The sequence below is a fragment of the Hymenobacter nitidus genome (assembly GCF_020447315.1).
GTDB lineage: Bacteria > Bacteroidota > Bacteroidia > Cytophagales > Hymenobacteraceae > Hymenobacter > Hymenobacter nitidus.
Genome location: NZ_JAJADQ010000002.1, coordinates 403,579 through 427,913, shown reverse-complemented (window position 1 = coordinate 427,913; position 24,335 = coordinate 403,579). Strand labels below are relative to the sequence as shown.

The 24,335-nt window shown below is 62.1% G+C and carries 19 protein-coding genes and 1 pseudogene; 6 read left to right on the top strand and 14 right to left on the bottom strand.

Annotated features, from left to right (window positions below; translation table 11 throughout):
* Positions 1 to 167: 167 nt before the first annotated feature.
* Positions 168 to 1,220: a DNA polymerase III subunit delta gene (gene holA, locus LGH70_RS05235; protein ID WP_226183375.1), complete on the bottom strand. Its 1,053-nt coding sequence runs from the start codon at positions 1,218 to 1,220 to the stop codon at positions 168 to 170.
* 179 nt (positions 1,221 to 1,399) lie between these two features.
* Here holA and tyrS point away from each other — a divergent pair, with 179 nt between their 5' ends.
* The gene (tyrS, locus tag LGH70_RS05230) at positions 1,400 to 2,704 is read left to right on the top strand and encodes a tyrosine--tRNA ligase (protein ID WP_226183373.1); all 1,305 of its coding nucleotides are present in this window, start codon (positions 1,400 to 1,402) and stop codon (positions 2,702 to 2,704) included.
* Between the two features lie 223 nt (positions 2,705 to 2,927).
* Here tyrS and LGH70_RS23780 read toward each other — a convergent pair.
* A pseudogene (locus LGH70_RS23780) lies at positions 2,928 to 3,098 on the bottom strand (histone H1); the annotation flags it as partial.
* A gap of 246 nt (positions 3,099 to 3,344) precedes the next feature.
* Positions 3,345 to 4,589 carry an aminotransferase class I/II-fold pyridoxal phosphate-dependent enzyme gene (locus LGH70_RS05220; RefSeq protein ID WP_226183369.1) on the bottom strand — a complete coding sequence of 415 codons (1,245 nt, stop codon included), beginning with the start codon at positions 4,587 to 4,589 and terminating at the stop codon, positions 3,345 to 3,347.
* A gap of 353 nt (positions 4,590 to 4,942) precedes the next feature.
* On the opposite strand from LGH70_RS05220, the gene accC reads away from it, so the two are divergent.
* A complete protein-coding gene (gene accC, locus LGH70_RS05215; protein ID WP_226183367.1) occupies positions 4,943 to 6,448 on the top strand; it encodes an acetyl-CoA carboxylase biotin carboxylase subunit in 1,506 nt (501 codons plus the stop codon).
* Positions 6,449 to 6,692: 244 nt separating this feature from the next.
* Here the strand turns inward: accC and LGH70_RS05210 are convergent, their stop codons facing one another.
* Complete coding sequence (locus tag LGH70_RS05210) at positions 6,693 to 7,109, bottom strand: hypothetical protein (RefSeq protein WP_226183365.1); 417 nt, start codon at positions 7,107 to 7,109, stop codon at positions 6,693 to 6,695.
* A 992-nt stretch (positions 7,110 to 8,101) separates the two neighbouring features.
* Between LGH70_RS05210 and LGH70_RS05205 the strand changes: the two genes are divergently transcribed.
* Positions 8,102 to 8,737, top strand: a complete 636-nt coding sequence (locus LGH70_RS05205) for a helix-turn-helix domain-containing protein (protein WP_226183363.1) — start codon at positions 8,102 to 8,104, stop codon at positions 8,735 to 8,737.
* 86 nt (positions 8,738 to 8,823) lie between these two features.
* Positions 8,824 to 9,234 (top strand): hypothetical protein, encoded by a 411-nt coding sequence (locus tag LGH70_RS05200; protein WP_226183361.1) that lies wholly within the window; start codon positions 8,824 to 8,826, stop codon positions 9,232 to 9,234.
* A 176-nt stretch (positions 9,235 to 9,410) separates the two neighbouring features.
* Here LGH70_RS05200 and LGH70_RS05195 read toward each other — a convergent pair whose 3' ends face one another.
* The 6 genes from LGH70_RS05195 to LGH70_RS05170 all read right to left on the bottom strand — a co-directional run bounded on the left by LGH70_RS05195 (position 9,411) and on the right by LGH70_RS05170 (position 17,429).
* Positions 9,411 to 9,815, bottom strand: coding sequence for a M67 family metallopeptidase (locus tag LGH70_RS05195; protein ID WP_226183359.1), 405 nt, complete (start codon positions 9,813 to 9,815; stop codon positions 9,411 to 9,413).
* Positions 9,812 to 10,747: a hypothetical protein gene (locus tag LGH70_RS05190; RefSeq protein ID WP_226183357.1), complete on the bottom strand. Its 936-nt coding sequence runs from the start codon at positions 10,745 to 10,747 to the stop codon at positions 9,812 to 9,814. The genes LGH70_RS05195 and LGH70_RS05190 overlap by 4 nt, the downstream gene beginning before the upstream one ends.
* Before the next feature lie 27 nt (positions 10,748 to 10,774).
* Complete coding sequence (locus tag LGH70_RS05185; protein WP_226183355.1) at positions 10,775 to 12,430, bottom strand: hypothetical protein; 1,656 nt, start codon at positions 12,428 to 12,430, stop codon at positions 10,775 to 10,777.
* A 374-nt stretch (positions 12,431 to 12,804) separates the two neighbouring features.
* Positions 12,805 to 15,240, bottom strand: coding sequence for an ABC transporter permease (locus tag LGH70_RS05180; RefSeq protein ID WP_226183353.1), 2,436 nt, complete (start codon positions 15,238 to 15,240; stop codon positions 12,805 to 12,807).
* Positions 15,241 to 15,315: 75 nt separating this feature from the next.
* Entirely contained in the window at positions 15,316 to 15,993 is a 678-nt protein-coding gene (locus tag LGH70_RS05175; RefSeq protein WP_226183351.1) for an ABC transporter ATP-binding protein, read from the bottom strand.
* Positions 15,994 to 16,175: 182 nt separating this feature from the next.
* Positions 16,176 to 17,429, bottom strand: coding sequence for an efflux RND transporter periplasmic adaptor subunit (locus LGH70_RS05170; RefSeq protein ID WP_226183349.1), 1,254 nt, complete (start codon positions 17,427 to 17,429; stop codon positions 16,176 to 16,178).
* Positions 17,430 to 17,765: 336 nt separating this feature from the next.
* On the opposite strand from LGH70_RS05170, the gene LGH70_RS05165 reads away from it, so the two are divergent.
* Positions 17,766 to 19,115: a sigma-54-dependent transcriptional regulator gene (locus tag LGH70_RS05165; RefSeq protein WP_226183347.1), complete on the top strand. Its 1,350-nt coding sequence runs from the start codon at positions 17,766 to 17,768 to the stop codon at positions 19,113 to 19,115.
* Positions 19,105 to 20,436, top strand: coding sequence for a sensor histidine kinase (locus tag LGH70_RS05160; protein ID WP_226183345.1), 1,332 nt, complete (start codon positions 19,105 to 19,107; stop codon positions 20,434 to 20,436). The genes LGH70_RS05165 and LGH70_RS05160 overlap by 11 nt, the downstream gene beginning before the upstream one ends.
* Before the next feature lie 75 nt (positions 20,437 to 20,511).
* Here LGH70_RS05160 and LGH70_RS05155 read toward each other — a convergent pair whose 3' ends face one another.
* The 4 genes from LGH70_RS05155 to trxB form a co-directional block, all read right to left on the bottom strand.
* Positions 20,512 to 20,961 (bottom strand): DUF4265 domain-containing protein, encoded by a 450-nt coding sequence (locus LGH70_RS05155; RefSeq protein ID WP_226183343.1) that lies wholly within the window; start codon positions 20,959 to 20,961, stop codon positions 20,512 to 20,514.
* A 53-nt stretch (positions 20,962 to 21,014) separates the two neighbouring features.
* Positions 21,015 to 21,734: a bacillithiol biosynthesis deacetylase BshB1 gene (gene bshB1 / locus LGH70_RS05150; RefSeq protein WP_226183341.1), complete on the bottom strand. Its 720-nt coding sequence runs from the start codon at positions 21,732 to 21,734 to the stop codon at positions 21,015 to 21,017.
* A 162-nt stretch (positions 21,735 to 21,896) separates the two neighbouring features.
* Positions 21,897 to 23,006: a peptidoglycan DD-metalloendopeptidase family protein gene (locus tag LGH70_RS05145; protein ID WP_226183339.1), complete on the bottom strand. Its 1,110-nt coding sequence runs from the start codon at positions 23,004 to 23,006 to the stop codon at positions 21,897 to 21,899.
* 139 nt (positions 23,007 to 23,145) lie between these two features.
* A complete protein-coding gene (gene trxB, locus LGH70_RS05140; RefSeq protein WP_226183336.1) occupies positions 23,146 to 24,090 on the bottom strand; it encodes a thioredoxin-disulfide reductase in 945 nt (314 codons plus the stop codon).
* Positions 24,091 to 24,335: the final 245 nt, after the last annotated feature.

Below are 24,335 nucleotides of genomic sequence, written 5' to 3'. Positions count from 1 at the left end.
ATGCCTGACCCAAGGTACGGCTTTCTACCGTTTTCTACGGTCCAGCTTGGGCTAAACCAGACCAGGAGGCGGATAAGTTTCCTGAGCAGAAAGCTGCCATACGCCATTCAGCTCACCGCGGCCGTTGGCTTCAGCTACGTACGTGCCGGGCGCCGCGGCGGCCGGATTTAGCCGCCCGTGACGGCGCTCAGCGGCACGGGGTGCAGAATCAGGAACACCAGCTCCCGCAGAATCTCCCCGTCGCTCATCGAGCCGCTTTCCACGCCCTTGCTTTGCAGGTCGGCCCGGCGGATGAGGTGAATAATGGCCCGGGTGCGGCCGAAGTCGTACACGCGCAGGGCCTGGCTGTACTCCTTCTGGGCGAAGCTGTTCATGATGCCCAGCTTCTTGAAGTCGGCGTCGGAGGGGTTGCCGCGCTGGTGCAGCACCAGCAGCTTGGTAAAGAAGCCGAAGAGCAGCGTCAGGTTCGGAATCAGCGGGTTGGCCTTGGGGTTGGCCTCGAAGTACATCAGGATGCGGTTGGCCTTGAGCACGTCGCGCTGCACCAGGGCCTTCTGCAGCTCGAAGATGTTGTAGTCCTTGCTGATGCCCACCAGGCGCTGCACCAGGTCCTCGTCGATACCGTGGCCGGGCAGCACGTTGAGCAGCAGCTTGTCGATTTCGTTGGTCAGGCGGCCCAGCTCAGTGCCGATGTACTCGGCCAGCAGGGCCGTAGCCTGGCCCGTAATCTGCTGCTTTTTGCCGCGCACGTAGCTCGTAATCCAGGCGGGCACCTGGTTGTCGTAGATTTTCTTGCTGGTCATCACCACCGCCTTTTCGGCCAGCAGCTTGCCCAGCTTCTTGCGCGCATCCAGGGTTTTGTGCTTGTAGCAGAACACGAGCACCGTGGTAGTGAGCGGGTTTTTGAGGTAGGCCTCCAGAAACGGAAATGACTTTTCCGCCTCCAGATCGGCCACGGCTTGGGCTTCCTTGACGATGACCACCGAGCGTTCGGCCATCATCGGGAAGCGCCGGGCCTGGCCCAGAATGGTGGCCACGTCGGTATCCTTGCCGTAGAGCACCACCTGGTTGAAGCCCCGGTCGTGCTCGGGCAGCACGTGTTTTTCCAGGATATCGGCAATGTGGTCCACGTAGTACGGCTCCTCCCCTTGCAGAAAGTACACGGGCGCGTATTGCCGTTGGCGCAGCTGCTGCAGAATTTCGTCGGGCGTGGAAAGCAAGGCAGTGAGTTGGTGAGATAGTGAAATAGTGAGTTGTCGTGGTAGCGGCTCCTCTTTTTCTCCGCGCAAATGTACCACCGTACTTTTACCTTTGCAGCCTTCCTCCCGGTGAGAAGCGCGGCCGGCTCCGGCCTATTGCCAAAAAACTCACCATCTCACCATTTCACCACTTCACCACTTTGGACTTACTAGAAGAGCTCCGCTGGCGCGGGATGTTTCACGACATGATGCCCGGCACCGATGAGCACCTGCGCCAGAACGCGCCCATCACCGGCTACATCGGCTTCGACCCCACGGCTTCGTCCCTGCACATCGGCAACCTGGCCACCATCATGCTGCTGGTACACCTGCAGCGGGCCGGCCACCGCCCCCTGGCCCTGGTGGGCGGCGCCACCGGCATGATTGGCGACCCCAGCGGCAAGTCGGCCGAGCGCAACCTGCTCGACGAGGAGGCCCTGCGCCGCAACCAGGCCGGCATCCGGGCCCAGCTGGAGAAATTTCTGGTGTTCGATGACTCGCCCACCGGGGCCAAAGTGGTCAACAACTACGACTGGTTCAAGGACTTCGGCTTCCTGCAGTTTCTGCGCGAAGTAGGCAAGCACCTGACGGTAAACTACATGATGGCCAAGGACTCGGTGAAGCGGCGCATCAGCGGCAACGAGGACTCGGGCGCCGAGGGCCTGAGCTACACCGAGTTCAGCTACCAGCTGCTGCAGGGCTACGACTTCTTCCACCTCTACAAGGAGCTGGGCACGACCCTGCAGATGGGCGCCAGTGACCAGTGGGGCAACATCACGACCGGCACGGAGCTGATCCGGCGCATGAGCAATGGTGAGGGCAAGGCCTACGCCCTGACGGGCCAGCTCATCACCAAGGCCGACGGCACCAAGTACGGCAAGAGCGAAACCGGCACCGTATGGCTCGACCCCACGATGACCTCGCCCTACCAGTTCTACCAGTTCTTCCTGCGGGCCGAAGACGTGGATGCGCCCCGCCTGATTCGCGTGTTTACGCTGCTGACGGAAGAGGAAATCAAGGCTATTGAGGCCGAGCACGCTCAAAACCCCGGCCTGAAAACCCTGCAGAAGGCCTTGGCGAAAGATGTGACCATCCGGGTGCACTCGGAGGCCGCCTACGAAGCGGCTGTAGCGGCCTCCGAAGTACTATTCGGCAAGGGTGGGGACCTTACCACGCTCAGCGAGCAGACGCTGCGTGATGCCTTTGCCGGCTTACCCCACCTGCAGGTACCCCGCACCGACGCAGCCGACCTGAACGTGGCCGTGCTGCTCAGCGACGCCACCGAAAAGCAGATTCTGTCCTCGCGGGGCGAAGTCCGCAAGCTGGTGCAATCCAATGGCCTGAGCGTAAATGGAACGAAGCTCACCTCTTCCGAAACGCCGGTGGCCGACTTAGCGTTGCTGCACGACAAATACCTGGTGGTGAAAAAAGGCAAGAAAGAGTACTTCCTCGTGGAATTGGTGTAACCCCCGATTCAGCACCACAAACAAAAAGGCCCCGCCAGAATTGGCGGGGCCTTTTTGTTGATCCAGGAATCGACTACCCAATCCGGTTTGATCCGAATAATTCGTCTAATCCGTGGTTCAGAAACTACTTCTTCTTGGCAGGAGCAGCTTTCTTGGCAGCTGGGGCAGCAGCCTTTTTGGCTGGAGCAGCCTTGGCAGCACCAGCACCAGCGGCGTCGCCGGCGCTGTTCTTGGTGTTCTGCACTTCCGTGCGGATGGTCTGAGCCAGGTTCTTCAGCTCCTGCATGCCTTTGCGCACACGGGTACCGGCGGCAGAGTTCTGCTTGTCATAGAACTTCTCGAAGTCCGATTCCAGGGAGAGTACGAGGTCCTTCAGTTGGCTGTAATTGCTCATGAGAAAAAGGTTGAGGGTGTGGGTTTAATGTTTTTGAACGGGCCTAATATACAGGGATTTCAAATACAAGCAATAGTTCCGATTTTTTTTCAAAACCCCCATAGCAGCTTACCAAGCTATTTTTTACCCTGCTCAAACCCCGTTTCCAGAATATACACCTACAGTAATATTCACGGAATAGCACAAAAACAGAAGGGCGCCTTTCTTACGAAAAGCGCCCTTCCCTGCTGTTTTCAGCCGCTGGCCCTAGCTGGCGGGCATGGGCTCGGTTTTGGAATAAAGGCCCTTGCTGAGCTTGTCGGCCACCACTTCGAAGGCCGTGATGGTCTGGCGCACGTCGTCCAGGGAGTGCACGGCCGTCGGAATCAGGCGGAGCATGATAACGCCCTTGGGAACCACCGGATAAACCACGATAGAGCAGAAAATACCGTGATTTTCGCGCAAATCGAAGGTTATTTGGGTAGCGTCGGAAATCTGGCCGCTCAAAAACACGGGTGTTACCGGCGAGGTCGTGGTGCCGATATTGAAGCCTTTTTCGCGCAATCCACTCTGCAGGGCCCGTACTACGGTCCAGAGGTTGTCTTTCAGCTCGGGCTGGGTGCGCAGCAGCTCCAAACGCTTGATTGCGCCCACTACGAGCGGCATGGGCAAGGATTTGGCGAAAATCTGGCTCCGCATGTTGTAGCGCAAATATTCAATTACGCTTTCGGGCCCCGCGACGAAGGCACCGATGCTGGCCATGCTCTTGGCGAAGGTCGAAAAATAAAGGTCGATACCGTCCTGTACGCCCTGTTCTTCGCCCGTTCCGGCGCCCGTAGCGCCCATCGTGCCGAAGCCGTGGGCGTCGTCGACGAACAGGCGGAACTCGTATTTCTCCTTCATGGCGACCACGCCGCGCAGGTTGCCCTGGTTGCCCGACATGCCGAATACGCCCTCGGTAATAACCAGAATGCCGCCGCCGGTTTCGTCGGTGATGCGCTTGGCGCGCTCCAGCTGCTTCTCCAGGCTCTCCATGTCGTTGTGCACGTACACGAAGCGCTTGCCCGCGTGCAGGCGCACCCCGTCGATGATGCAGGCGTGCGACTCGGCGTCGTACACAATCACGTCGTGGCGGCCCACCATGGCGTCGATGATGGACACCACACCCTGGTAGCCGAAGTTGAGCAGCATGCAATCCGGCTTCTGCACGAAGTCGGCCAGCTCACTTTCCAGCTGCTCGTGCAGGTTGGAGTTGCCGCTCATCATGCGCGCGCCCATGGGCAGGGCCATGCCGTACTGGGCGGCGGCCTCGGCGTCGGCCCGGCGTACTTCGGGGTGGTTGGCCAGGCCCAGGTAGTTATTTAAGCTCCAGGTAAGAACCTCTTTGCCGCGAAAAATCATACGGGGCTCGATTTCGCCTTCCAGCTTGGGGAAAGTGAAGTAGCCGTGGGCGTAATGCGAATGGCTGCCCAGTGGGCCGCGGTTCGCGGCAATCTTTTCGAAAAGATCCACGAGGGAATGGGTTAAATGTGAAAAGGAAACAGGCGGTTGGCTGGGGGCTCAACCATCCGATAAAGTACAAAGTTATGGCAATCTGCAAAAGTAGCCCCTGCGCGCCTGGCTTCCAACTCCGTGAATTTTGCCTGGTGCGTTTTACGGACTAGGCAGAATGGCGTTTCTTTGGGTGCAAATTGATTTTTGCTCCTTTGTTTACTTTGTCATCCTGAGCCCTGCGAAGGACCTTACCACGCTAGAACGAGTCGTTGGTATGCTTGTCGTTCGTATCCTAATAAGGTCCTTCGCAAGGCTCAGGATGACAAACGAAAAGTAAATCTCCTCTACGCCTTTCCCCTCCCACCACCTACATGAAAGAAATTAAGAAGCTGCTGGTCGCCAACCGCGGCGAAATTGCCCTGCGCGTGCTGCGCTCGGCCAAGGAAATGGGCCTGCAGACCGTGGCCATCTACTCCGAAGCCGACCGCAATGCCCTGCACGTGCGCTACGCCGACGAGGCCGTGTGCGTGGGCGGGCCGCAGTCGTCGGAAAGCTACTTGCGCGGCGACGCTATCCTGGAAGTGTGCCGCCGCCTGGGCGTGGACGCCATTCATCCCGGCTACGGCTTTTTGTCGGAAAACGCGGAGTTTGCCCGCATGGTAACAGAAGCCGGAATCATTTTCGTAGGTCCCTCGCCCGAGGCCATGAACATCATGGGCGACAAGCTCTCGGCCAAGCAGGCCGTCAAAGCCTATAACATCCCGCTGGTACCCGGCACCGACGAGGCTATTTCCGACGTGGAGGAAGCCAAGCGCATTGCCTCGGAAGTAGGCTTCCCCATCCTGATCAAGGCTTCGGCCGGCGGCGGCGGCAAGGGCATGCGCATCGTGAACAACGCCGCCGAGTTTGAGGAGCAGATGCAGCTGGCGATTAACGAGGCCACGTCTGCGTTTGGCGACGGCTCGGTCTTCATCGAAAAGTTCGTGACTGGCCCGCGCCACATTGAGATTCAGGTATTGGGCGACGAGCACGGCAACATCGTGCATCTGTTTGAGCGCGAGTGCTCGATTCAGCGCCGCCACCAGAAGGTCATTGAAGAAGCGCCTTCCTCGGTACTGACGCCCGAGTTGCGCGCCGAAATGGGCCGCTGCGCCGTGGACGTGGCCCGGGCCTGCAACTACACCGGGGCCGGCACCGTGGAGTTTCTGCTCGACGAGCACCGCAACTTCTATTTCCTGGAGATGAACACCCGCCTGCAGGTGGAGCACCCCGTCACGGAGCAGATTACCGGCCTCGACCTGGTGAAAGAGCAGATCCGGGTGGCCCAGGGCCTGCCCCTGCCCTTCACGCAGGACGAGCTGACCATCACCGGTCACGCCCTGGAGCTGCGCGTGTACGCCGAGGACCCGCAGAACAACTTCCTGCCCGACATCGGGACGCTGACTACCTACGTGCGCCCCCAGGGCCCGGGCGTGCGGGTGGATGACGGCTTCGAACAGGGCATGGACATCCCGATTTACTACGACCCGATGATTGCCAAGCTCGTCACCTTCGGCAAGGACCGCACTGAGGCCATCGAGCGGATGCTGCGCGCCATCGACGAGTACCAGATTACCGGCATCCAGACCACCCTGCCCTTCGGCCGCTACGTGCTCCGGCACCCGGCCTTCGTCAGCGGCGACTTCGACACGAACTTCGTGCGCGACCATTTCACCCCCGCCGACCTCGACGCGAAGCCCGACGAAACCACCGCCAAACTCGCCGCCGTGCTTACGGCCATGCTAATGACGGAAAAGAAAGCCCCCGTAGCGGCTAGTGGTGCCCCAGCTACGGCTACGGGCTCCAACTGGAAGCGCAACCGGCTGGGCGTACGCTAGAGGAGTTGACTTTCTTGATTCGAAAGCCCGGCTGGTTGGTCGGACCTTTACCCAGATTTGATAAAGCGTTCCGGCCAACCAGCCGGAACGCTTTTTTTAGGATTGTTGGCAGGCTCGCAGAAAGCAGGATCAATAACCCGTGAAGTGGCACCCACCGCTTTTTAATGAATACCACCGTTTCACTAAACTTTAGTGAGGCGGTCTTTTAGCCAAAAGAAAATAACCATTCTGCTTTAAGCAGGCCTTACCACATCAGGGCCTTGTCGAGTGTCCAATTGAATACCGCCACCCGAGCAGCGGGCACATTGGTGTACAGGAGGAAGGCGCAGCCACCGGGCAGCACTTCCACCCGGGAATACAGGCCCTTCTTCTGCCGTTTTGGAAGGCGTAACTGCGCATTACTTCCGCATAGCAAGGTAATGGTACTCCGATCCGCATAGCGGAACATACGGATAGTGCCTTCCTCGTACCATTCAGGCGTGGTAGCCACGTAGCCATTAGGCAGCATCAATTGTCTTGGAGTCGTGTTAGTACAGCCGCAATCCAAGGAAATTGGCGTTAAGTCCGGGGGAAATGAGGGCGCGGCTTGCCCGAACACAAATGAGGCCCAGTAGCACGCGAATCCTGTTACGACCTCTTGAATTTTAAGGGGAATGGCCATCTATTAGGCTAGTGTCGGAACTAAGATAGCACAGTAGGTAATTTTTACCCTCGTTTCGGTAGAACCACCCTTTTTGTGAACTCTAAATGTGGGGCACGACGGTGAGGTGTTTTTCTGCGAAGGCAGTGGCTTGCGCAGCCGTGTCAAAGGGCCACTTGGTCCCGTTGTCGTAGCTCGACACGATGTACTGACCCTGATGAAAGTATAAGCAAGGGGAAGCGTCTGTGGACAAAGGGCCGCCCTGGGTCGAGCCGGGTAATGCCAAGCCTAATCGTCCGAGGCTGACGTACGGCATGACCTTTCGCAACACGGTGGACCGGCAGCAGCAATCCACCAACTCTGCGGCCTGCTGCGGGTGGAAATGAGCGGGGAACTCCAGTAGGCGCTTCCGGACACGGGCCCACTCTTGGCGTTGTGGCGCATACTGCAACCTGACCCGTACAGGACGGCTGGTGCCGACGGCCTTTTTGGAACTCTTGAACATGACGCTAATTAAGGCTCCTTTTCCTGAACTGCTACCCATGTATGTCTATTGGCATGGCAAAGTAGTCCTACAGCCCAGATTGAGTTCAAGAAACTCGTTCACCTTTCAAAGTTCACCAAACTCCGTTGTGCGATGAGTTTCGTGAACTCCCCACCGTCGCCCCCAGCGCGAGTATAGGTGCAGCCGTGACCAGCCATAACGTAAAGGCAATACCTCTACTACCGCGCCAGCGGCAACCCGAACCGCGCCGGCAGAAGAAATCCGGGCGGCTTGTCGTTCTACCGGTGGAGGCACAGCCTCCCAAGAATGATTGGAACGGGTTACGGCTGCGTCTAAACTCGCGCCAGTAGCGGGCCCTGCGCCAGTTCTATCGTTTCACGACAAGACGCGAGGTTGCGTCTCTACCCACCCGGTCGGATTCCGTGAGGGTTGCTTCTATTTTTTTGACGAACCCTCAGAAGCATTGAGGGTTCGTCTTATTTTTAGGAGCAACCCTCACAGAATCCGTATGGCCCGCAAATCCTTACCATCCAATAGCCTTTCGGCCGCCGTGCGGCGGCACTTTGGCCTGACCCAGGAAGAGCTAGGGCGCTTTTTGGGCGTAACCGGGACAGTAGTGGCACACGCCGAAGCGGGCCGCAGCACGCTGTCGGCCCCGGCCCAGCGGCGACTGCGGCCCCTGGCCCTGCTGCTGCCCGCCCCCGACGGGCTGGGACCGGCCTACCCCACGCCGCCGGCCGCCGAAGAAGCGCCGGCCGCCCTGGGCCCGCGGGAAGCCGCGCCCCTGCTGGCGCGCCTGCGCCGGGTGCGCTACCTGGCCGACAAAACCCGCTTCGAGCTGGACAACCGCCGGCTGCTGCACCAGGCCCGGGAGCGCCGCACCTGGGGCCTCACGGTGCTGGCCGGGCTGCTGGCCCCCGCGCCCGATACGGCTCCGGCCCCGGCCATCCTGGCCCCCGACCCGGCCCTGAGCCCCGAAGCCGACCGCCGCTGGGTGGCGCGCCTGCAAGCCGACACCCAGGCGGCACCCCTGCCCCTGTCGGCTACGCAAGCTGCCCTGCTGGCCCTGCGCCTGCGCCTGCTCGAAGCCGAAGCCGCCGCCCTCACCGAGCTGCTGGCCGGGGCTGGCTTCGAGGCAAAATAAAATGACAGCCCCGTTGGGCATCGTATTCAAAAAACACTATACTCACTCAGGTTTATCTATTCACTTTTTTTCCTGTCCCAGTTTTTATGGCTTATTCTCTTTCTCAACTCGCCACCACCGCCGACTGCGACCAGGTGCTGGCTTACATCTCCGACGAGCTGCGGGTGCTCAACCAGCGCCGCAGCGAGTTTACCTACCAGCGCGACACGGCCACCAGCACCTCCGCGGAGCTGCAAGCCGAGCTGACGGCCCTCAACGCCGAAATCGACTATCTCACGCCTCTCATTCCCACGCTACCGGCCAGCAAAAAGCGGAAGGAGCGCGAAAACGAGCTGCGCCGCAGCACCGACCGGCGCGACGAGCTGGTGGCGCGCCAGGGCGAGCGGGGTGCCGTGTCGCTGCTCATCCGTGAGCTGGAACTGGCTCAGGCGGAGGTGCAAATCACCGAAACAAAGGCGCTGGAAGCCGGCGTTACGGCCTTCCGCGCTACTCTCTAGAATTACGCTATATCCCCTATCGCAGCAAAGAAACAGCCGCCCCGAGCGTATCGGGGCGGCTGTTTTGATGAGGGCTACCCGCTTCAACCCGGGGGCCGGGCGCTACTATTCCCACCGGTCAGCACGACCCTGACGGCTCAGGGGACCGGAACTTCCTCGCCTTACGACGCCGGGCCCTAGGCTGCCAGCGCCAGGGCTTCGGCGTGAATGTGCGGCCCCTCGGCCCAGTACCAGCACCCGACCAGTCCATCCGCGGCTTGCGGGACCACGACCAGCCAGGGCCACCGGCTGGCCGGCAGCGCGGCGGCATCGGGCCCGGATAGCTCTAGGCCGGAGCAGTGGCTGTGCACCAGGCCCAGCACCCGGCCGCCCGTGGCAGCCAAGTGCCGCAGCTGCGCTTCCAGGGCGTATTCTTCCACCCAGAACTCGCCGGGGCCACCCAGGTTGGGCAGGCGCCGGAAGCTGAGCTGCTCGTTGTGGGCCACCAGCAGGCCGCAGATTTCCCGGCCCGGCGAATCCTGCATGGCCAGCACCAGCAGGCGGCGCAGCGCGGCGGGCAGGGCGGGCCGGGCCGGGCTCATACCAGCAGGGCCAGCACCAGGGTGTAGCCCCCGAAGGCAACCAGGGCCGAGCCCACAATCAGGATGGCCCCGAACACGACCAGGAACCCGTTGCCGGTAGCCACCCCGTAGATGGCAATGGCCAGCCCCACCAGCGCAATACCGACGAGAATGGCCGTTACCGGGTCTTCGCCGCGCAGGCCGCGGGGCCCCAGCTCACTTACCCGTCGCGCGTGCTGGTAGAGCAGGTTTTTGGTCATGGCCAGCCCGCTTACGGCCCCGGCGTAGATGTCCACGGGGAGCCGGTCTTTTATGGTTACCAGCTCGGGGCGGTGATGACAGTCGCGGGGCGTGTAGAGCCGGCCCGGGGTGATGAAGGACTTGCCGTCCCAGCCCCCGAAAAACTCCCCGGCCGACACCCGGCCCAGCTGGCCCGCCTGCCGGGTAGTGGCCACGGACACCTGCTCACTGGCCCCGTCCACGCTCTTGCGGTGGATCAGCATGTGCTCGTCCTGAACGGAAAACGTCATGTCCAGCTTTTCCAGGGCGGTTAGGGCTTCTGTGAACAGGTCGGCCGCGGCCGGGCCGTATTTTTCCCGGGCCCGGTCGCCTTCTTTCTCCAACAGGGCCCTGATGTCGCCCTGGGCCAGCACTTTGGCGGCTTTTTCCACCTCCTGGTAGAGCTGCCCACCGTCGCGCAGGCTGTTCAAGGCATCCAGGCCGTGCTTAATCATCACGCGGCCCTTTAGCTCCACGTCGAAGGCGCGGTCGGTGGCGGCCACGGCCAGGTCGGGGCAGTTGGCCCGGTCGGCGGGGTCCAGCTGCTGAAAGCGCTCCAGCAGCTTGTGGTAGTCCCGGAAGACGGCTACCGTGTGCAGGGCATCGGCGAGCTGCCGCTCGGCGTGGGCCGCGTCGTGCAGCAGGTCAAAGCAGGAAGTGGATTCGAAGGTCATGGTTTCAGGGGTTAAGAGTTCGGGAGCCTACGCAAACACGCCCGGCAGCTGGCCCAGGAAGAACATGCGCTTAAGCACGGCCTCGGTGCGGACATATTCGACATCGGGCATCAGGTAGGTGAAAGGAAACCGGGCGAAAGGCCGGGCCAGGTGGCGCAGGCCGTCGGTATGGGCCCGTTGACGAAAGTCGCGCAGCTCGGCATCCGGCTCCCAGGGCAGCGTCAGGCTGGCAGCCAGATTGACGGCCCAGGTGGCGGCTTCCGGCGGCCCGAGGTCGGCGTTTTCCGGGGTTAGCACGGTGCCGTCGGTGGTCAGCACCACGCGGTCGGCCACGCCGCGGGCCTGCCCACTGAGCAGCAGCAGGTCGCCGCGCAGGTCGGCGTGGGGCTGCAGGGCTACCTCATCCAGGGAGTCGAGCAGCAGCCGGCCGTACACCCAGGCGTCCTCGTCCCGGTCGCGCCCATCGCGCTTCACCCGCAGCGACACCTTGCGGGCCACGCCCACCGAGCGGTCGAAGCCGCCCTGGTTCCACTTGTGACGGATGACGCGCTCCACCACGTACTCATCGTGAATCACCCCGTAGTCGGAGGCGCCGATAAAGTGCTCCACGTCCTCAATGATGCCCTGGCAGCCCGGCACCACGTCGAAGGCAGCGCACAGGGCCTGCCGCGAGCCGCGCTGCACCGGAAACACCCGAACCTCGAACTGAGGCAGCTCGGGTACGCCGATAAAGCCGGTATTGCGGCCAATGAGGGAAATGGTGGGCGTCAGGGGAATGTCGGCGTGGGGCGCCAGGTGGGAGGCCAGCAGCGGCTCGAGCGGGGCCAGTAGCTCTTCGTAGAGCGCCCTGGCATCCCCGGCCCCAGGGTTGACCGTAACTTCGGCCTGCCGCAGGTCCAGCAGGATATCCACCGACTTCTGGGGCTTGTGTGCCGTCCAGCGCAGGCGGGCTTTGAGCGTCACTTCCACCGTGCCGAGCACGCGCTGCACCTGCAGGGGCACCTCCAGCTCCACCGGGTTGAGCACGGTATTGACCAGGCTCCCGGCAAAGGCGCCCGGCAGAAACTGCGGGTGGGTGGCCACGGGCGTTGGGTCGCCGGCAGCCTCCGCCACGGGCAGAGCCACCGGGGCCGGATTGCCGGCGGGCAGATTGGCGGACAGCGTAGCGCTGACGGGCCCCAGCGGGTTGAAGCCGCCGGGAAACTGAGGCACCGGCCCACCCGGCGGGTTGAGCTTGCGCGACTCCACCAGCAGGGCCAGGTCGGCGCGAAACAGGATGGTTACGCTCCCGGGCTCGGCAAAGCTCATGCTCACCGGCCGGGGGCTGTAGCCGATGCCGTAGGCCTTGGTGGGCTCGGGCACGAAGGTGGCCCAGAACGGGTCGGTCAGCTCGTCGCGCAGCTGCTCAAGGGCCGTGGTGAGGACGGCCCCGCGCCGGCGCGCAATGATGCTGACCGAGTCGGCGTCGATGCGCTCGGCGTAGCTGCGCAGGCAGTACGAGGCGGCTACCTGCACGGCGCTGTTGAAGCCGCCGGTAACCCGGTTGACGTGGACCTCGCGCGGGTTGTAGCGGTCCGCCAGGGCCAGGGAGGATGCCCAGCTGTCGGCGACTAGTTTGCGGGCGGTAGGCCTGACAGTGGAGCTGTACACGGCAGCTACGTCGGCGGCACTGAACGTTTCCATGCGTCCCTCCTCCTTGAGGGTGGGTGATATAGAAGATGGCAGCAACGTCTGCAAGCGCCGGGCGGACGGCCACGCGCACTATGCTGAGTCTGCCAGTCTAAGTTCTCTATATCCAACGCCGCGTAAATCAGTGGCAACACTGATTATATCGCAATACCTAAATATTAACAGGAGCGGTAATAGCCCGGCCCACGGCTACGCTGATGTGGTTGCCTCTTAGTCACCGGCACAGGGCACTTGCCAAGCCGACAGCCCACCAGGCTGGCTGTGGCGCTCTTGGTAAGCCCAACAGCCGCCCCGATATGCTCGGGGCGGCTGTTGGGCGGGCAGGCCGGTGCGCGACCTGTAGCGCGCAGACCTTGGCGCGGCGGCCCCTACTCCGTGCGCAGGCTCCGCACGGGGTTGGCGCGGGCCACGCTCACGGTCTGGGACACGATGGTAACCAAGGCAATAAGCACGGCGGCCAGGCCCGCCAGCGGAAACACCCACCAGGGCATCTCAATGCGGTAGGCAAAGTTCTGGAGCCAGCGGTGCATCAGGTACCAGGACAGCGGCAGGGCCAGCAGGGCCGCCACGCCCACCAGCCTGAGAAAGTCGCTGGACAGCAGCACGACGATGGTGGACGTGCTGGCCCCGAGCACCTTGCGGATGCCGATTTCCTTTACCCGCTGGGTAATGGCAAAGGCCGAGAGGCCAAACAGGCCCAGGCAGGCAATGAAGATGGCAATGCCGGCAAAGAGGGCAAACAGGGTGCTCTGGCGCTGCTCGGCCTCGTAAAGCCGGTTGTAGCTTTCATCCAGAAAGGTGTAGGCAAAGGGCTGCTCGGGCAGAAACTGCTTCCAGGTGCTTTCCAGGTGGGCCAGCGCGGCCGGTACGTTGGCGCCGGCAATCTTGACCGTGAGCAGGTTGTAGGACGAGCGGGAGGTGACAGTGCTCAGGAACATGACCAGGGGCACGATGGGCTGGTGCAGGGACTCGAAGTGGAAATCCTCGACTACGCCCACCACCCGGCCCATGACCCCGCCGTAGCGGAAGGCCTGGCCCACGGCCGCAGCCGGCGAATCCCAGCCCACCATGCGCACGGCGCTGGCGTTGAGAATGAAGCCGGTGGTGTCGGTCGGGAAAGCCGGGGAGAAATTGCGCCCCGCCGCCAGCCTGATGCCGTAGGTGGGCAGAAACTGGTCGTCGATGCTCACGAACTTGATGCTGGCCGCCGTGGGCCGCAGCGAGTCGCCGACCACGGCGGCCGCGTCGGAGGCGTCGAGCAGGCGGCCGGTGGGAATCCGCGAGGAGCGGCCGGCATTCAGCACGCTGGCCTGCTGCTGCAGGGCCTGGCGGAAGGCTTCGTACTGCGGGGTCAGCGTGGGCGGGTAGGTCATGGTCAGCAGCTGCTCGCGGTTGTAGCCCAGGGGCGTTTGCTGCAGGTAGCGCACCTGCAGCAGCACGATGGCCGTGCCCACCAGCAGCCCGATAGACACCACGAACTGCACCACTACCAGGGCCCGGCGGAAGGTGAGGCCGCCGCTGTTTTTAAGAAAACCCTTCAGGATGTGCTGGGGCTGAAACGAGGACATGTACAAGGCCGGGTACAGCCCCGACAGCACGCCCACCACCAGCGGCAGCACCAGCAACCCGGCCAGCACCGGGCCCCGCAAGAGCAACTCGGGGCTGAGCGTGGTGCCCGCCAGCCGGCTTAGCCAGGGCAGGGCCAGCAGGGCGCAGCCCACGGCCAGCGCCGTAGCCAGGGCCGTTATCAGCACCGACTCGCCCAGAAACTGCAGGATGATTTCGGAGCGCCGGGCCCCGATTACCTTGCGCACGCCCACTTCCTTGGCGCGCAGCGCGGCCCGGGCCGTGGAGAGGTTCATGTAGTTGATGCAGGCAATGAGCAGCACGAACAGGGCAATGATGCTGAAGATGTACACCCGGGTGATGTCGCCGTTGGCCTCCAGCTCATCGGCGCGGTGCGAGGTCAGATGCACGTCGGTCAGGCGCTGCAGCTGCAGGCTTGTCATCTTGGAAGGCGGCACGAAGTCGGCGGCGCGCTTGGGCTGGGGCATGTGCCGGTCGAGGAAGGCCGGAAACTGGGCTTCGAGCTGGGCCGCGTCGTAGGTGGCGGGTAGCTGCAGGTAGGTATGAAAGGAATTGCTGCTCCAGCTCGTGCGCATGGCCTCTTCGCCGTAGAGCGAGGGGTCATTCAGGGTGGTGTAGGAAATGAGCATGGCCGGGTGCAGGTGGGAGTTTTCGGGCAGGCCCTGGTACACGCCGGTTACCTTGCAGAGCAGGTTGCCATCGAGCTTGAGCTCCTTGTTGAGCGGGTCGGCGGTGCCGAAATACTTGCGGGCCGTGCGCTGCTCCAGCATAATGGTGCGCGGCTCCTGCAGAGCCGTGCGGGCGTCGCCGCTGAGCACGCGCACCCCAAACAAGTCCAGGAAGTTGCCGTCGGCAAAAGCCAGGCTGTCCTGGGTCAGGATTTTGTCCTCGTAGCGGGCCACGATGGAACCGCCGGACAGGATGATGGCCATCTTCTCAATCTGCGGGAAGTCGGACTTGAGCAGGGGCCCAATTACCGGCGCCACGGCGCTCAGCTGCAAGGTCGTGGCCCCGTTGGGGTCGTAAAAGTCGCGGGTGACGCGGTAGATGCGCGAGGCCGTGGGCGGACTCCGGTCGTAGCTGGTTTCGTGCAGGATGTAGGCCAGAATCAGCAGGCAGCAGGTCAGGCCCATGGTCAGCCCGAAGAGGTTGATGGCCGAAATCAGCTTGTGCTTGAGCAGATTGCGCAGCGTGACGGTGATGTAATGACGGAGCATAACCAGGAGGAAAAAGGCTGGGGAGGTTGTGGAAAGAAAGCTGGCTTGCAGCCGCAGCATGACGGGCCAGAAAACCTAAGTCAGGATGGTTTCGGTGACGGTCTGGCCGTCGAGCATGCGCACGATGCGGTGGCTGTAGCGGGCGTCGTGCTCGGAGTGGGTCACCATCACGATGGTCGTGCCCTGCTCGTTAAGCTCGGAGAGCAGGTCCATGACCTCGTTGCCGTTGCTGGAGTCGAGGTTGCCGGTGGGCTCATCGGCCAGGATCAGGCGGGGCCGGTTCACCACGGCCCGGGCCACGGCCACGCGCTGCTGCTGCCCGCCCGAGAGCTGCTGGGGGTAGTGGTGGCGCCGGTGCATGATGCGCATCTTATCGAGCACCTCCTCCACCCGCGTTTTCCGCTCGGCGGCCGACACGCCGGTGTAGATCAGGGGCAGCTCCACGTTTTCGTACACGGTCAGCTCGTCAATCAGGTTGAAGCTCTGAAACACGAAGCCGATGGCGTGCTTGCGCAGCTCGGCCCGGCGCCGCTCGTTGAAGCCCACCGTTTCGGTATTGTCGAAGACGAAGCTGCCCGAGTTGGGGTCGTCGAGCAACCCCAGGATGTTGAGCAGCGTGCTTTTGCCGCAGCCCGAGGGGCCCATCACGGCCACAAACTCGCCCTCGCGCACTTCCAGGTTCAGGGCGTGCAGCACCACGGTTTCCACTTCTTCGGTGCGGTAGGTTTTCTCCAGGTTGGTAATCTTAATCATCGGAATCGGGGCTGGTAAGCGTGAGACGAAGGAAGTTGCGAACTAGAAAGCAGAAAAAAGGCAGAACACGCGAGGCTGCGCCGCCCCCGGCCTGGGGCCACTCACTCACCACAGCACTGGCCCGGAAAGCGGGGCTGGCCGCGCGGCTTCGACGCGTTCTGCGCAAGCGGGAATCGGCAGGTTTAGCGCTTGAGCACCAGCTCCTGCATAGTACCGAAGTTGTCGTAGCCGGAGGTAATGACCTGTTCGCCGGGGCGCAGGCCGCCGAGCACCTCATAATAATCGGGGTTCTGGCGGCCCAGACGCACCTCGGCCCGGTAGGCCGTCTTGCCATCGGCCGTGAGCTTATAGACCCAGTTGCCGCCGGTTTGCTGGTAGAAGCCGCCCTTGGCCAGCAGCACGGCCTGGGTTTCGTCGCCCAGGGTCAGGCGCACCTGCAGGGTCTGGCCCCGCCGCACGGCTTTGGGAGCCGCCCCCACAAAGCTCATATCGACCTGAAACCGGCCACCCGTGACCTGGGTGTAGACCTTGCGAATCCGGAGCGGGTAGCGCTGCCCGGCTACGGTGCACTCGCCTTCCAGACCCGGCACGATGCGCGAAATATAGTGTTCGTCGATGTCGGCCCGCACCTTGTAGCCGCTTACCGCGTCGAGCTGGCCCAGGCGCTGCCCCTTGTTGATGCTCTGCCCGATTTCGGCGTCGAGCGAGGTAAGCTGCCCGTCGATGGGGGCCCGCACCACCAGGTCGCCCACCTTGCGGCGCATCAAATCCAGGGCGTTCTGCATGCGGGTGTAAGAGCGGGCGGCCTGGCTCTGCTCCTGCCGCGTGGCCGACGAATCCTGGCCCAGAATGTGGCGGCTTAAACCCAGGCGGCGCTGCTGGTAGCGGTAGGCCTGCTCGGCCTGCTTGAACTCCTGCTGGGCAATGACTTTCTGCTCGTAGAGGTTTTTGTTGAGCAGATACACCCGTTCGGCCTCGTGGTAGGCATTGTCGGCGTCGGCCAGCTGATTGAGGCGGGCGTTGGTGTTCTGCTGGGCCGCGTTGCGCGAAATCTGCATCTGGGTGAGCAGGTTGAGCACCGCCGTTTCCTGGTTGACCAGACTCAGCTCCAGGTCGGCGTTGGAGAGGCGCAGCACCGGCTGGCCCTTTTTCATCAGGGCCCCGTCCTCCACGAACTTCTCCTCCACCCGCCCGCCTTCCTGGGCATCGAGGAAGATGCTGGTTTCGGGCAGCACCACGCCGCTCACGGGAATAAACTCCTGGAAGCTGCCGCGCCGCACCACGCTGATGCTGAGCCGGGCGGGGTCCACGGTGAGCTGACTGGGCCCGGCCCCGTAGTAATAAGCGGCCCCGGCCAGCAGCAGCACGAGCAGCGCGCCGCCTAGCAGGAGCAGTTTGCGGGAGGTCCATTTCGGAGGGGTAATAGCGCGGTCCACGGCGGCAAAAGTTTTTGGGGGTGGCCGAAAAAATTTCCGGCCACTGCTGCCCAATCAGGTGCCATCGGCGTGCCGAAACGGCAAGTGCATTATTTTCAACACCTTACCAATTAGGCGTTTCCAGCCGGTGTTCGGTTTTGATACAGTGCCTGTACGGTCCTGATACACCCCTCTCCCGCCTGTCATTGACCCCGGCAAGCCGGCGGGTAGGCCGCGCCTGGTCCGGGCTATTATTGCCGCCAAAAATTACCGTGCTTTGCTCATAATCAGGTGCTGCTCCCCGGCCCCGCCGCCGGCCCGGCCCGTGGCCAACTACCTGACAACCTTCCCCCTGCCATGAACCTCCGCTCCTGCTCCGTGCTGGTCCTCGACGACGACCCCGACATTCTGACGGCGGTGCGCCTGCTGCTGCGGCCCCAGGTGCGCGAGGTAGTGGTGGAGCGCCGCCCCGAGGCCCTGCCCGCCCTGCTGGCCGCCCGCAGCTTCGATGTGATTCTGCTCGACATGAACTACCACAGCGCCGTGAATACCGGCAACGAAGGCTTTTTCTGGCTGCGGCGCATTCAGGAGCTGGGGTCCAGGGCGGCCGTCATCATGATAACGGCCTACGGCGACATCGAGCTGGCTGTGCGTGCCCTTAAGGAAGGCGCCACCAACTTCGTAGTCAAGCCCTGGCACAACGACAAGCTGCTCACGACTATCACCGAGGCCCTGCGCCCTCCCGGCGAGGTCGTGGCTTCCCCAAAGGCCGCTGCCGGCTCCGCCCCGACGCTGTTAGGCACTTCGGCGGCCATGCAGCAAATTTTTCGCACCATCGAGAAAGTGGCCCCCACCGATGCCAACGTGCTGGTGCTGGGCGAAAACGGCACCGGCAAAGACCTGGTGGCCCAGGCCGTGCACCAGGCGTCGCGCCGCGCTAAGATGCCCCTGGTCAAAGTCGATGCCGGGGCCCTGACCGAGTCGCTGTTCGAGAGTGAGCTGTTCGGCCACAAGAAAGGCGCCTTTACCGATGCCCGCGAGGACCGCGCCGGCCGCTTCGAGGCTGCCCACGGCGGCACGCTCTTCCTCGACGAAATCGGCAACCTGGGCTTGGGTCAGCAGGCCAAGCTGCTCACGGCCCTGCAAAACCGGCAAATCACCCGCCTGGGCTCCAACCAGCCCATTGCCGTGGACATCCGCCTGATCTGCGCCACCAACGTGCCCCTGGCCGAGCTGGCCGACGAGCGGCGCTTCCGCAAGGATTTGCTCTACCGCATCAACACCGTAGAGCTGCTGGTGCCTCCGCTGCGCAATCGTCCGGCCGATATTCCGGTGCTGGCCCGCCACTACGCGGCCCAATACGCGGCCAAATACCAGCGGCCCGAGCCCACACTCAGCACGGCGGCCCTGCGCAAGCTGGAGCAGTATGCCTTTCCGGGCAACGTGCGGGAGCTGCAGTACACCATCGAGCGGGCCGTCATTATGGCCGATACGCCGGTGCTGCAGCCCGACGACCTGCTGTTTTCCCAGCTGGAAGCGCCTACGCAACCCGGCGAATCCCTCGACAATCAGACCCTGAGCACGGTGGAGCGCAACGCTATTCTGCGGGTTATTGAAAAACACGGCGGCAACATCACCCGGGCCGCCCAGGAGTTGGGAATCACGCGCACGGCCCTCTACCGCCGCCTCAACAAGCATGCGCTCTAGCCATCTGCTGCGCCTGGCCGCTACCGTGCTGGCCTTGTTCGGTGCCCTGTGTGCGGCAGCCTGGCTGCTGGTGCACGACCGGGGGGCCTGGGCCCTGCTGCCGGCACTGGTGGTGTTCTGGGCCCTGCGCGACCTGTACCAAGGACAGGTGGTGGTGCTCAACGAGCTGGAGGAATTTGCGGCGGCCATCCGCTACCGCGACTTTTCGCGGCAGTACCGCCGGCCGGCCCGGCCCGAACTGGTGGCCCCGTTTGCGTACTTCCAGACCATCAACGATGCCTTCCGGACCCTGAGTAAGGAAAAAGAAACCCAGTACCAGCACCTGCAAAACGTGCTGGAGCTGATTCAAACGGGCATCCTATCCTTTGAATCCGCCACCGGCGAGGTGTGGTGGCTTAATAGCGCGCTCAAGGAACAGCTGCGCCTGCCCCACCTGAAAAACATCCGGGGCCTGGCCCGCCGCTACCCCGAGCTGGCCGCCCAGCTCACCGAGCTGCGCCCGGGCCCCGCCGTGGTAACTACCGTAACGGTGGGCGCCGACGTGGTGCGGCTGCTGCTGGCCGTCAGCGTTTTTCAGGCCGAAGGCAAGCGCTACAAGCTCGTGGCCCTGCAGAATATCGGGGGGGCGCTGGATGAAAGCGAGGCCGACGCCTGGCAGAAGTTGCTGCGCGTGCTTACCCACGAAATCATGAACTCGGTGGCCCCTATTGCCTCCCTGGCCGATACGCTCCAGCAGCGCCTGCACGCCGCCGACTCCACGCCGCCCGACGCCGAGCTGCGCGAGGACCTGGAGCTGGGTATTGCCACCATTAAGCGCCGCAGCGACGGACTCCTGCAATTTGCCACCACTTACCGCAGCCTGAGCAAGATTGCCACGCCCAACCGCCAGCCCCTGCCGGTGTACGAGCTTTTCGAGGCCGTGCATCAGCTGCTACTGCCGAAGCTGCGCGCCGAGAACATTGCCCTGGAAATCGTGCTGCCCGACCTGCAGCTCACCATTTCCGCCGACCGGGTGCTGCTGGAGCAGGTACTGATTAATCTAGTGTTGAACGCCGTGGACGCCGTAGCTGCTCAGTCCGGCCCCTGCATTACGCTCTCCGCCACGGCCACCGCCGGCACCACCGTACTCAGCGTGAGCGACAATGGCCGGGGCATGAGCCCTGAGGTGCTCGACAATATTTTCGTACCCTTCTTCACCACCAAGAAGAACGGCAGCGGCATCGGCCTGAGCTTGTGTCGGCAGATTATGCTGCTCCATCAGGGCAGCATTCAGGTGCGCTCCACGCCCGAGGTCGGCACCGTGATTCTGCTCTCCTTATAGTTATAGCGGATAAATAGCCCGAGGCTTCAGCGTCGTTCCACCCCGGAATTGGAGCAGATGTTTTGCTGCCTTAATTTATTTCCATCCTAAACATGCTTCTTCGTAAGACCAAGAATCATCAGATGATTCACTTGCTAAAAACCGCTTTATTGGAGCGTAGTCGATGGTGACAGGAATATCGAAGGCAAAAAGTACAGTGTCGAAATATCGGTATGGAGTAGCTCCAAGGCTCTGCATTACGCTTATAGTACCTTCAATTGATTTTTTATCAAAAAACACAATTCTAACTACGCTACGCCCTGACGTAATAATGATATCATCGAAATAATGGATACCATCTTCATTCTCTACCGCCACGACATCGTCCAGGGCCAGGTGTTTAGCGAAGAAAGGAATAGAAACTAGCTTATAGCCTTCAGCTACTTTAACAGTATCTACCATCTCAACTTTATACTCCTGGTCTACCTCCTCTAGATACACCAAAGCAACATTGTGGATACTATGGCTTGCTTCTCCATTTGTCATAGGGTTGCTCTACATCAAATCTATAGAAACTACGTGGGGCAGGAAATACGGCACTAAATCAGCGCCGTAATATCGCGCACGCCCACGGGGCGCTGCCGGGTAAAGCCTTCCCCAAACTCGACGCCGATGATGTGGCCGAACTCCCGGGCCCGGGCTTCCATAAACTGCGTGAAGACCGGCGTGGAGAGGTAGGTCACGGGTTCCTGACTGTCAGGGTCGAAGAACTGGGTTTTGTAGGCCTGGATGGACGCCCACTTGCCGGGCCAGAACTCGGAGATATCGACCACGAAGTCGGGGGCAATCTGCCGGTCCTGGATGTAGTGGTACACGGTGCGCGGGCGCCAGGGCTGCTGGGGCTGGCCGTCGGCGTCGAAGGTTTCAATCATGCGCAGGCCGCTCAGAAAGCAGGCTTCCGAGGCCAACTGGGCCCCGCGGCCGTGGTCGGGGTGCCGGTCCTGAATGGCATTGCAGAGCACCACGTCGGGCTGGTAGCGGCGCAGGGCCGCAATAAGCGGCAGCTGATGTTCCCGGTCGTTGCGGAAGAAGCCGTCGGGCAGGCCCAGGTTCTCCCGCGCACTCAGGCCCAGAATACGGCTGGCGGCCTCGGCCTCAGTGGCCCGGGTGGCCGGGGTGCCCCGGGTGCCCAGCTCCCCGCGGGTGAAGTCCACGATACCGATTTTCTTGCCCTGGGCCGCCGCCGCCAGCAAAGTGCCGGCCGCCGACATTTCTACATCATCGGGGTGGGCGCCAAAAGCCAGAATATCGAGTTTCATAGGTGGGTGGAGTGGTGAGGTGGGGTGATGATTTAACCTAAAAGAACGTCATGCTGAGCTTGCCGAAGCATCTCTACCGCAATAGTAATTAGAGTTACTGCTGCGGTAGAGATGCTTCGGCAAGCTCAGCATGACGGACGATTGAACTTTGAAGCAACACTCCTACTTAATCCGCAGAGTTTTGCCGGGGCGCAGCACTTTTACGTTGCCGTTGAGCCGCCGGATTTGGGCCTGCGACACGCCGTACTTCTGGGCTACTTCCGAAATTGTGTCGCCGCTCCGGATGCGGTGGGTGACCACGCGGCGGGCGGCGGAAGCGGCCGAGGCGCTGCGCTGCTTGGCGGCGGCTTTCGCCTTCAGGGCCTTGCTGTAGTAGTCAAACAGGGCCGAGGTAATCTGGAAGTTGTCCTTGAGCAGCTTGTAGTCGGGAAAGTCGTACATGCGCTCCGGGTCGATGGGGTTGCCCTCGTAGCGCACCTCAAAGTGCAGGTGGGAGCCGGTGCTGCGGCCGGTGCTGCCGCCGCGCCCAATCAGCTGCCCGGCTTTCACGAAGGTACCGGGTGCTACCAGGGCCTTGCTCAGATGGCCGTAGAGGGTTTCCACCCCGTTGTAGTGGCGCACCAGCAGGTAGTTGCCGTAGCCGCCGCCGTCCCACTTCGAAATGCGAACCACGCCGTCGAACGCGGCCCGCACCGAGTCGCCGGTGTTCAGATCCAGGTCCACGCCGTAGTGCCAGCGGTAGCCCCGGAAGCCGAAGTCCGACGTCAGCGGGGTCGTGCGCAGGGGCATCTTGGCAAAGCGCTGCTTTTCCGGTTCGATGAGCCGCAGGTTCAGGGTATCCCGGATACGGCGGCCATCGACCCGGTACGGGTTGATGTTGCGCGTATCCCAGATAGCATAATAGCCGGCCACCTTAATCCAGGAGCTGTCAATGAGCACTTCTTCCGACATCTCCACAATCTGCTGCTCGCCCTCGTTCAGCGTGGTCGTATCCTCACTGACGATGGAAAGCTTCTTGGCCGGATTGAAGAAAATCGACTTGGCCTCGTCCGAGTTGTCGTCGGGCAGGTCCTTGGTTTCAATCAGCACCGTGGTATCGGGGCGGACATACCGGATTTTGGGCGACTTGATGCGGAAAAAGTCTTTCTGCTTGCCCGCCGAGCCGGCCTTGGCCCTGGGCTGGGGCACCTTGCGGCGCTGCGCCAGCACCGGCTCCGCCCCCAATCCCAGCAGGATCAGGACCAGCAGCAGAGGCCTCAGCCAGTAGTTCACAAATTTCAACAAGAGCAAAAGGGTGAGATGGTGAAACAGTGAGGTAGTGAGGTAGTGAAATGGTGCGTTGCTGTTCAGGCGGCGTAAACTGCGCCAATGGAACGACAACTCCTCATCTCACCACCTCCCCATCTCACCACTAATGTACTCCCAGCGCGGCCAGGTACCGCTCGGCGTCCAGGGCGGCCATGCAGCCCGAACCGGCGGCCGTCACGGCCTGGCGGTAGGTGAAGTCCTGCACGTCGCCGCAGGCAAAGACGCCATCCACGTTGGTTTTGGCCGAGCCGGGAATCGTTTTCAGGTAGCCCTGCTCGTCGTGGTGCAGGAAGGGCTGGAATATCTTGGAGTTGGGCTCGTGACCAATGGCCACGAAAAAGCCTTCAACGGTCAACTCGCGCGTTTCGTGCGTGAGCAGGTTTTTCACCCGCACGCCCTCCACGGCAAACTGCCCCAGAATCTCGTCGGTGGCCGTATCGAAGAGCACCTCAATCTTAGGATTATCCAGTACGCGCTTCTGCATGATTTTCGAGGCGCGCATCTCGCCTTTGCGCACCAGCATATACACCTTGTTGCACAGATTGGCCAGGTAGGTAGCCTCCTCAGCCGCCGTATCACCGGCGCCCACAATGGCCACGTCCTTGCCGCGGTAGAAGAACCCGTCGCACACGGCGCAGGCCGACACGCCCGAGCCGTTCAGCCGCGCCTCCGACTCCAGGCCCAGCCACTTGGCCGATGCGCCCGTGGCAATAATGACGGCATCAGCGGTAATCTGCTTGTTTTCGTCGATAGTCACGCGGTGCGGATGGCCCGAAAAGTCCACGGCCGTAGCCAGGCCGTAACGGATGTCGGTGCCGAAGCGGGCGGCCTGCTTTTTCAGATCTTCCATCATTTCCGGGCCCATCACGCCGTCGGGGTAGCCGGGGAAGTTTTCTACGTCGTTGGTAATGGTCAGCTGACCACCGGGCTGCAAACCCTGGTACATCACCGGCGCAATGTTGGCCCGGGCGGCATATATAGCGGCCGTATAGCCCGCGGGCCCCGAACCGATAATCAGACACTTCACGTGTTCCGTGGTATTCTCCATGAGGGTAGGTATGGCAATTTGAACTGCAAAAGTAAGCTTCCCGCAGCTTTTCGCCCGCTGGCCGCTAACATTCGTTAGTGCCTAGCCGAAACTGAGCCATAGATGAGAATATGCCTAAACGTCAGGGCACCTGCCCCAGCGGCATACCACGCATGGCCGTTTCCCGGACTACTTTGGATTTTTCGAATTCAGCTCACTGAACTACAAAGAAAAACCCCAACGTTCTGCTGGGGTTTTTCTCGGTG

What these genes read in the sequence shown, in the direction of transcription:
- LGH70_RS05180 (WP_226183353.1), bottom strand. Translation starts at nt 15,240, where the DNA reads ATGCTCCGTCATTACATCACCGTCACGCTGCGCAATCTGCTCAAGCAC.
- LGH70_RS05190 (WP_226183357.1), bottom strand. Translation starts at nt 10,747, where the DNA reads ATGACCTTCGAATCCACTTCCTGCTTTGACCTGCTGCACGACGCGGCC.
- LGH70_RS05155 (WP_226183343.1), bottom strand. Translation starts at nt 20,961, where the DNA reads ATGACAAATGGAGAAGCAAGCCATAGTATCCACAATGTTGCTTTGGTG.
- bshB1 (WP_226183341.1), bottom strand. Translation starts at nt 21,734, where the DNA reads ATGAAACTCGATATTCTGGCTTTTGGCGCCCACCCCGATGATGTAGAA.
- LGH70_RS05160 (WP_226183345.1), top strand. Translation starts at nt 19,105, where the DNA reads ATGCGCTCTAGCCATCTGCTGCGCCTGGCCGCTACCGTGCTGGCCTTG.
- LGH70_RS05185 (WP_226183355.1), bottom strand. Translation starts at nt 12,430, where the DNA reads ATGGAAACGTTCAGTGCCGCCGACGTAGCTGCCGTGTACAGCTCCACT.
- LGH70_RS05205 (WP_226183363.1), top strand. Translation starts at nt 8,102, where the DNA reads ATGGCCCGCAAATCCTTACCATCCAATAGCCTTTCGGCCGCCGTGCGG.
- LGH70_RS05165 (WP_226183347.1), top strand. Translation starts at nt 17,766, where the DNA reads ATGAACCTCCGCTCCTGCTCCGTGCTGGTCCTCGACGACGACCCCGAC.
- LGH70_RS05175 (WP_226183351.1), bottom strand. Translation starts at nt 15,993, where the DNA reads ATGATTAAGATTACCAACCTGGAGAAAACCTACCGCACCGAAGAAGTG.
- LGH70_RS05200 (WP_226183361.1), top strand. Translation starts at nt 8,824, where the DNA reads ATGGCTTATTCTCTTTCTCAACTCGCCACCACCGCCGACTGCGACCAG.
- LGH70_RS05195 (WP_226183359.1), bottom strand. Translation starts at nt 9,815, where the DNA reads ATGAGCCCGGCCCGGCCCGCCCTGCCCGCCGCGCTGCGCCGCCTGCTG.
- LGH70_RS05210 (WP_226183365.1), bottom strand. Translation starts at nt 7,109, where the DNA reads ATGGCCATTCCCCTTAAAATTCAAGAGGTCGTAACAGGATTCGCGTGC.
- accC (WP_226183367.1), top strand. Translation starts at nt 4,943, where the DNA reads ATGAAAGAAATTAAGAAGCTGCTGGTCGCCAACCGCGGCGAAATTGCC.
- trxB (WP_226183336.1), bottom strand. Translation starts at nt 24,090, where the DNA reads ATGGAGAATACCACGGAACACGTGAAGTGTCTGATTATCGGTTCGGGG.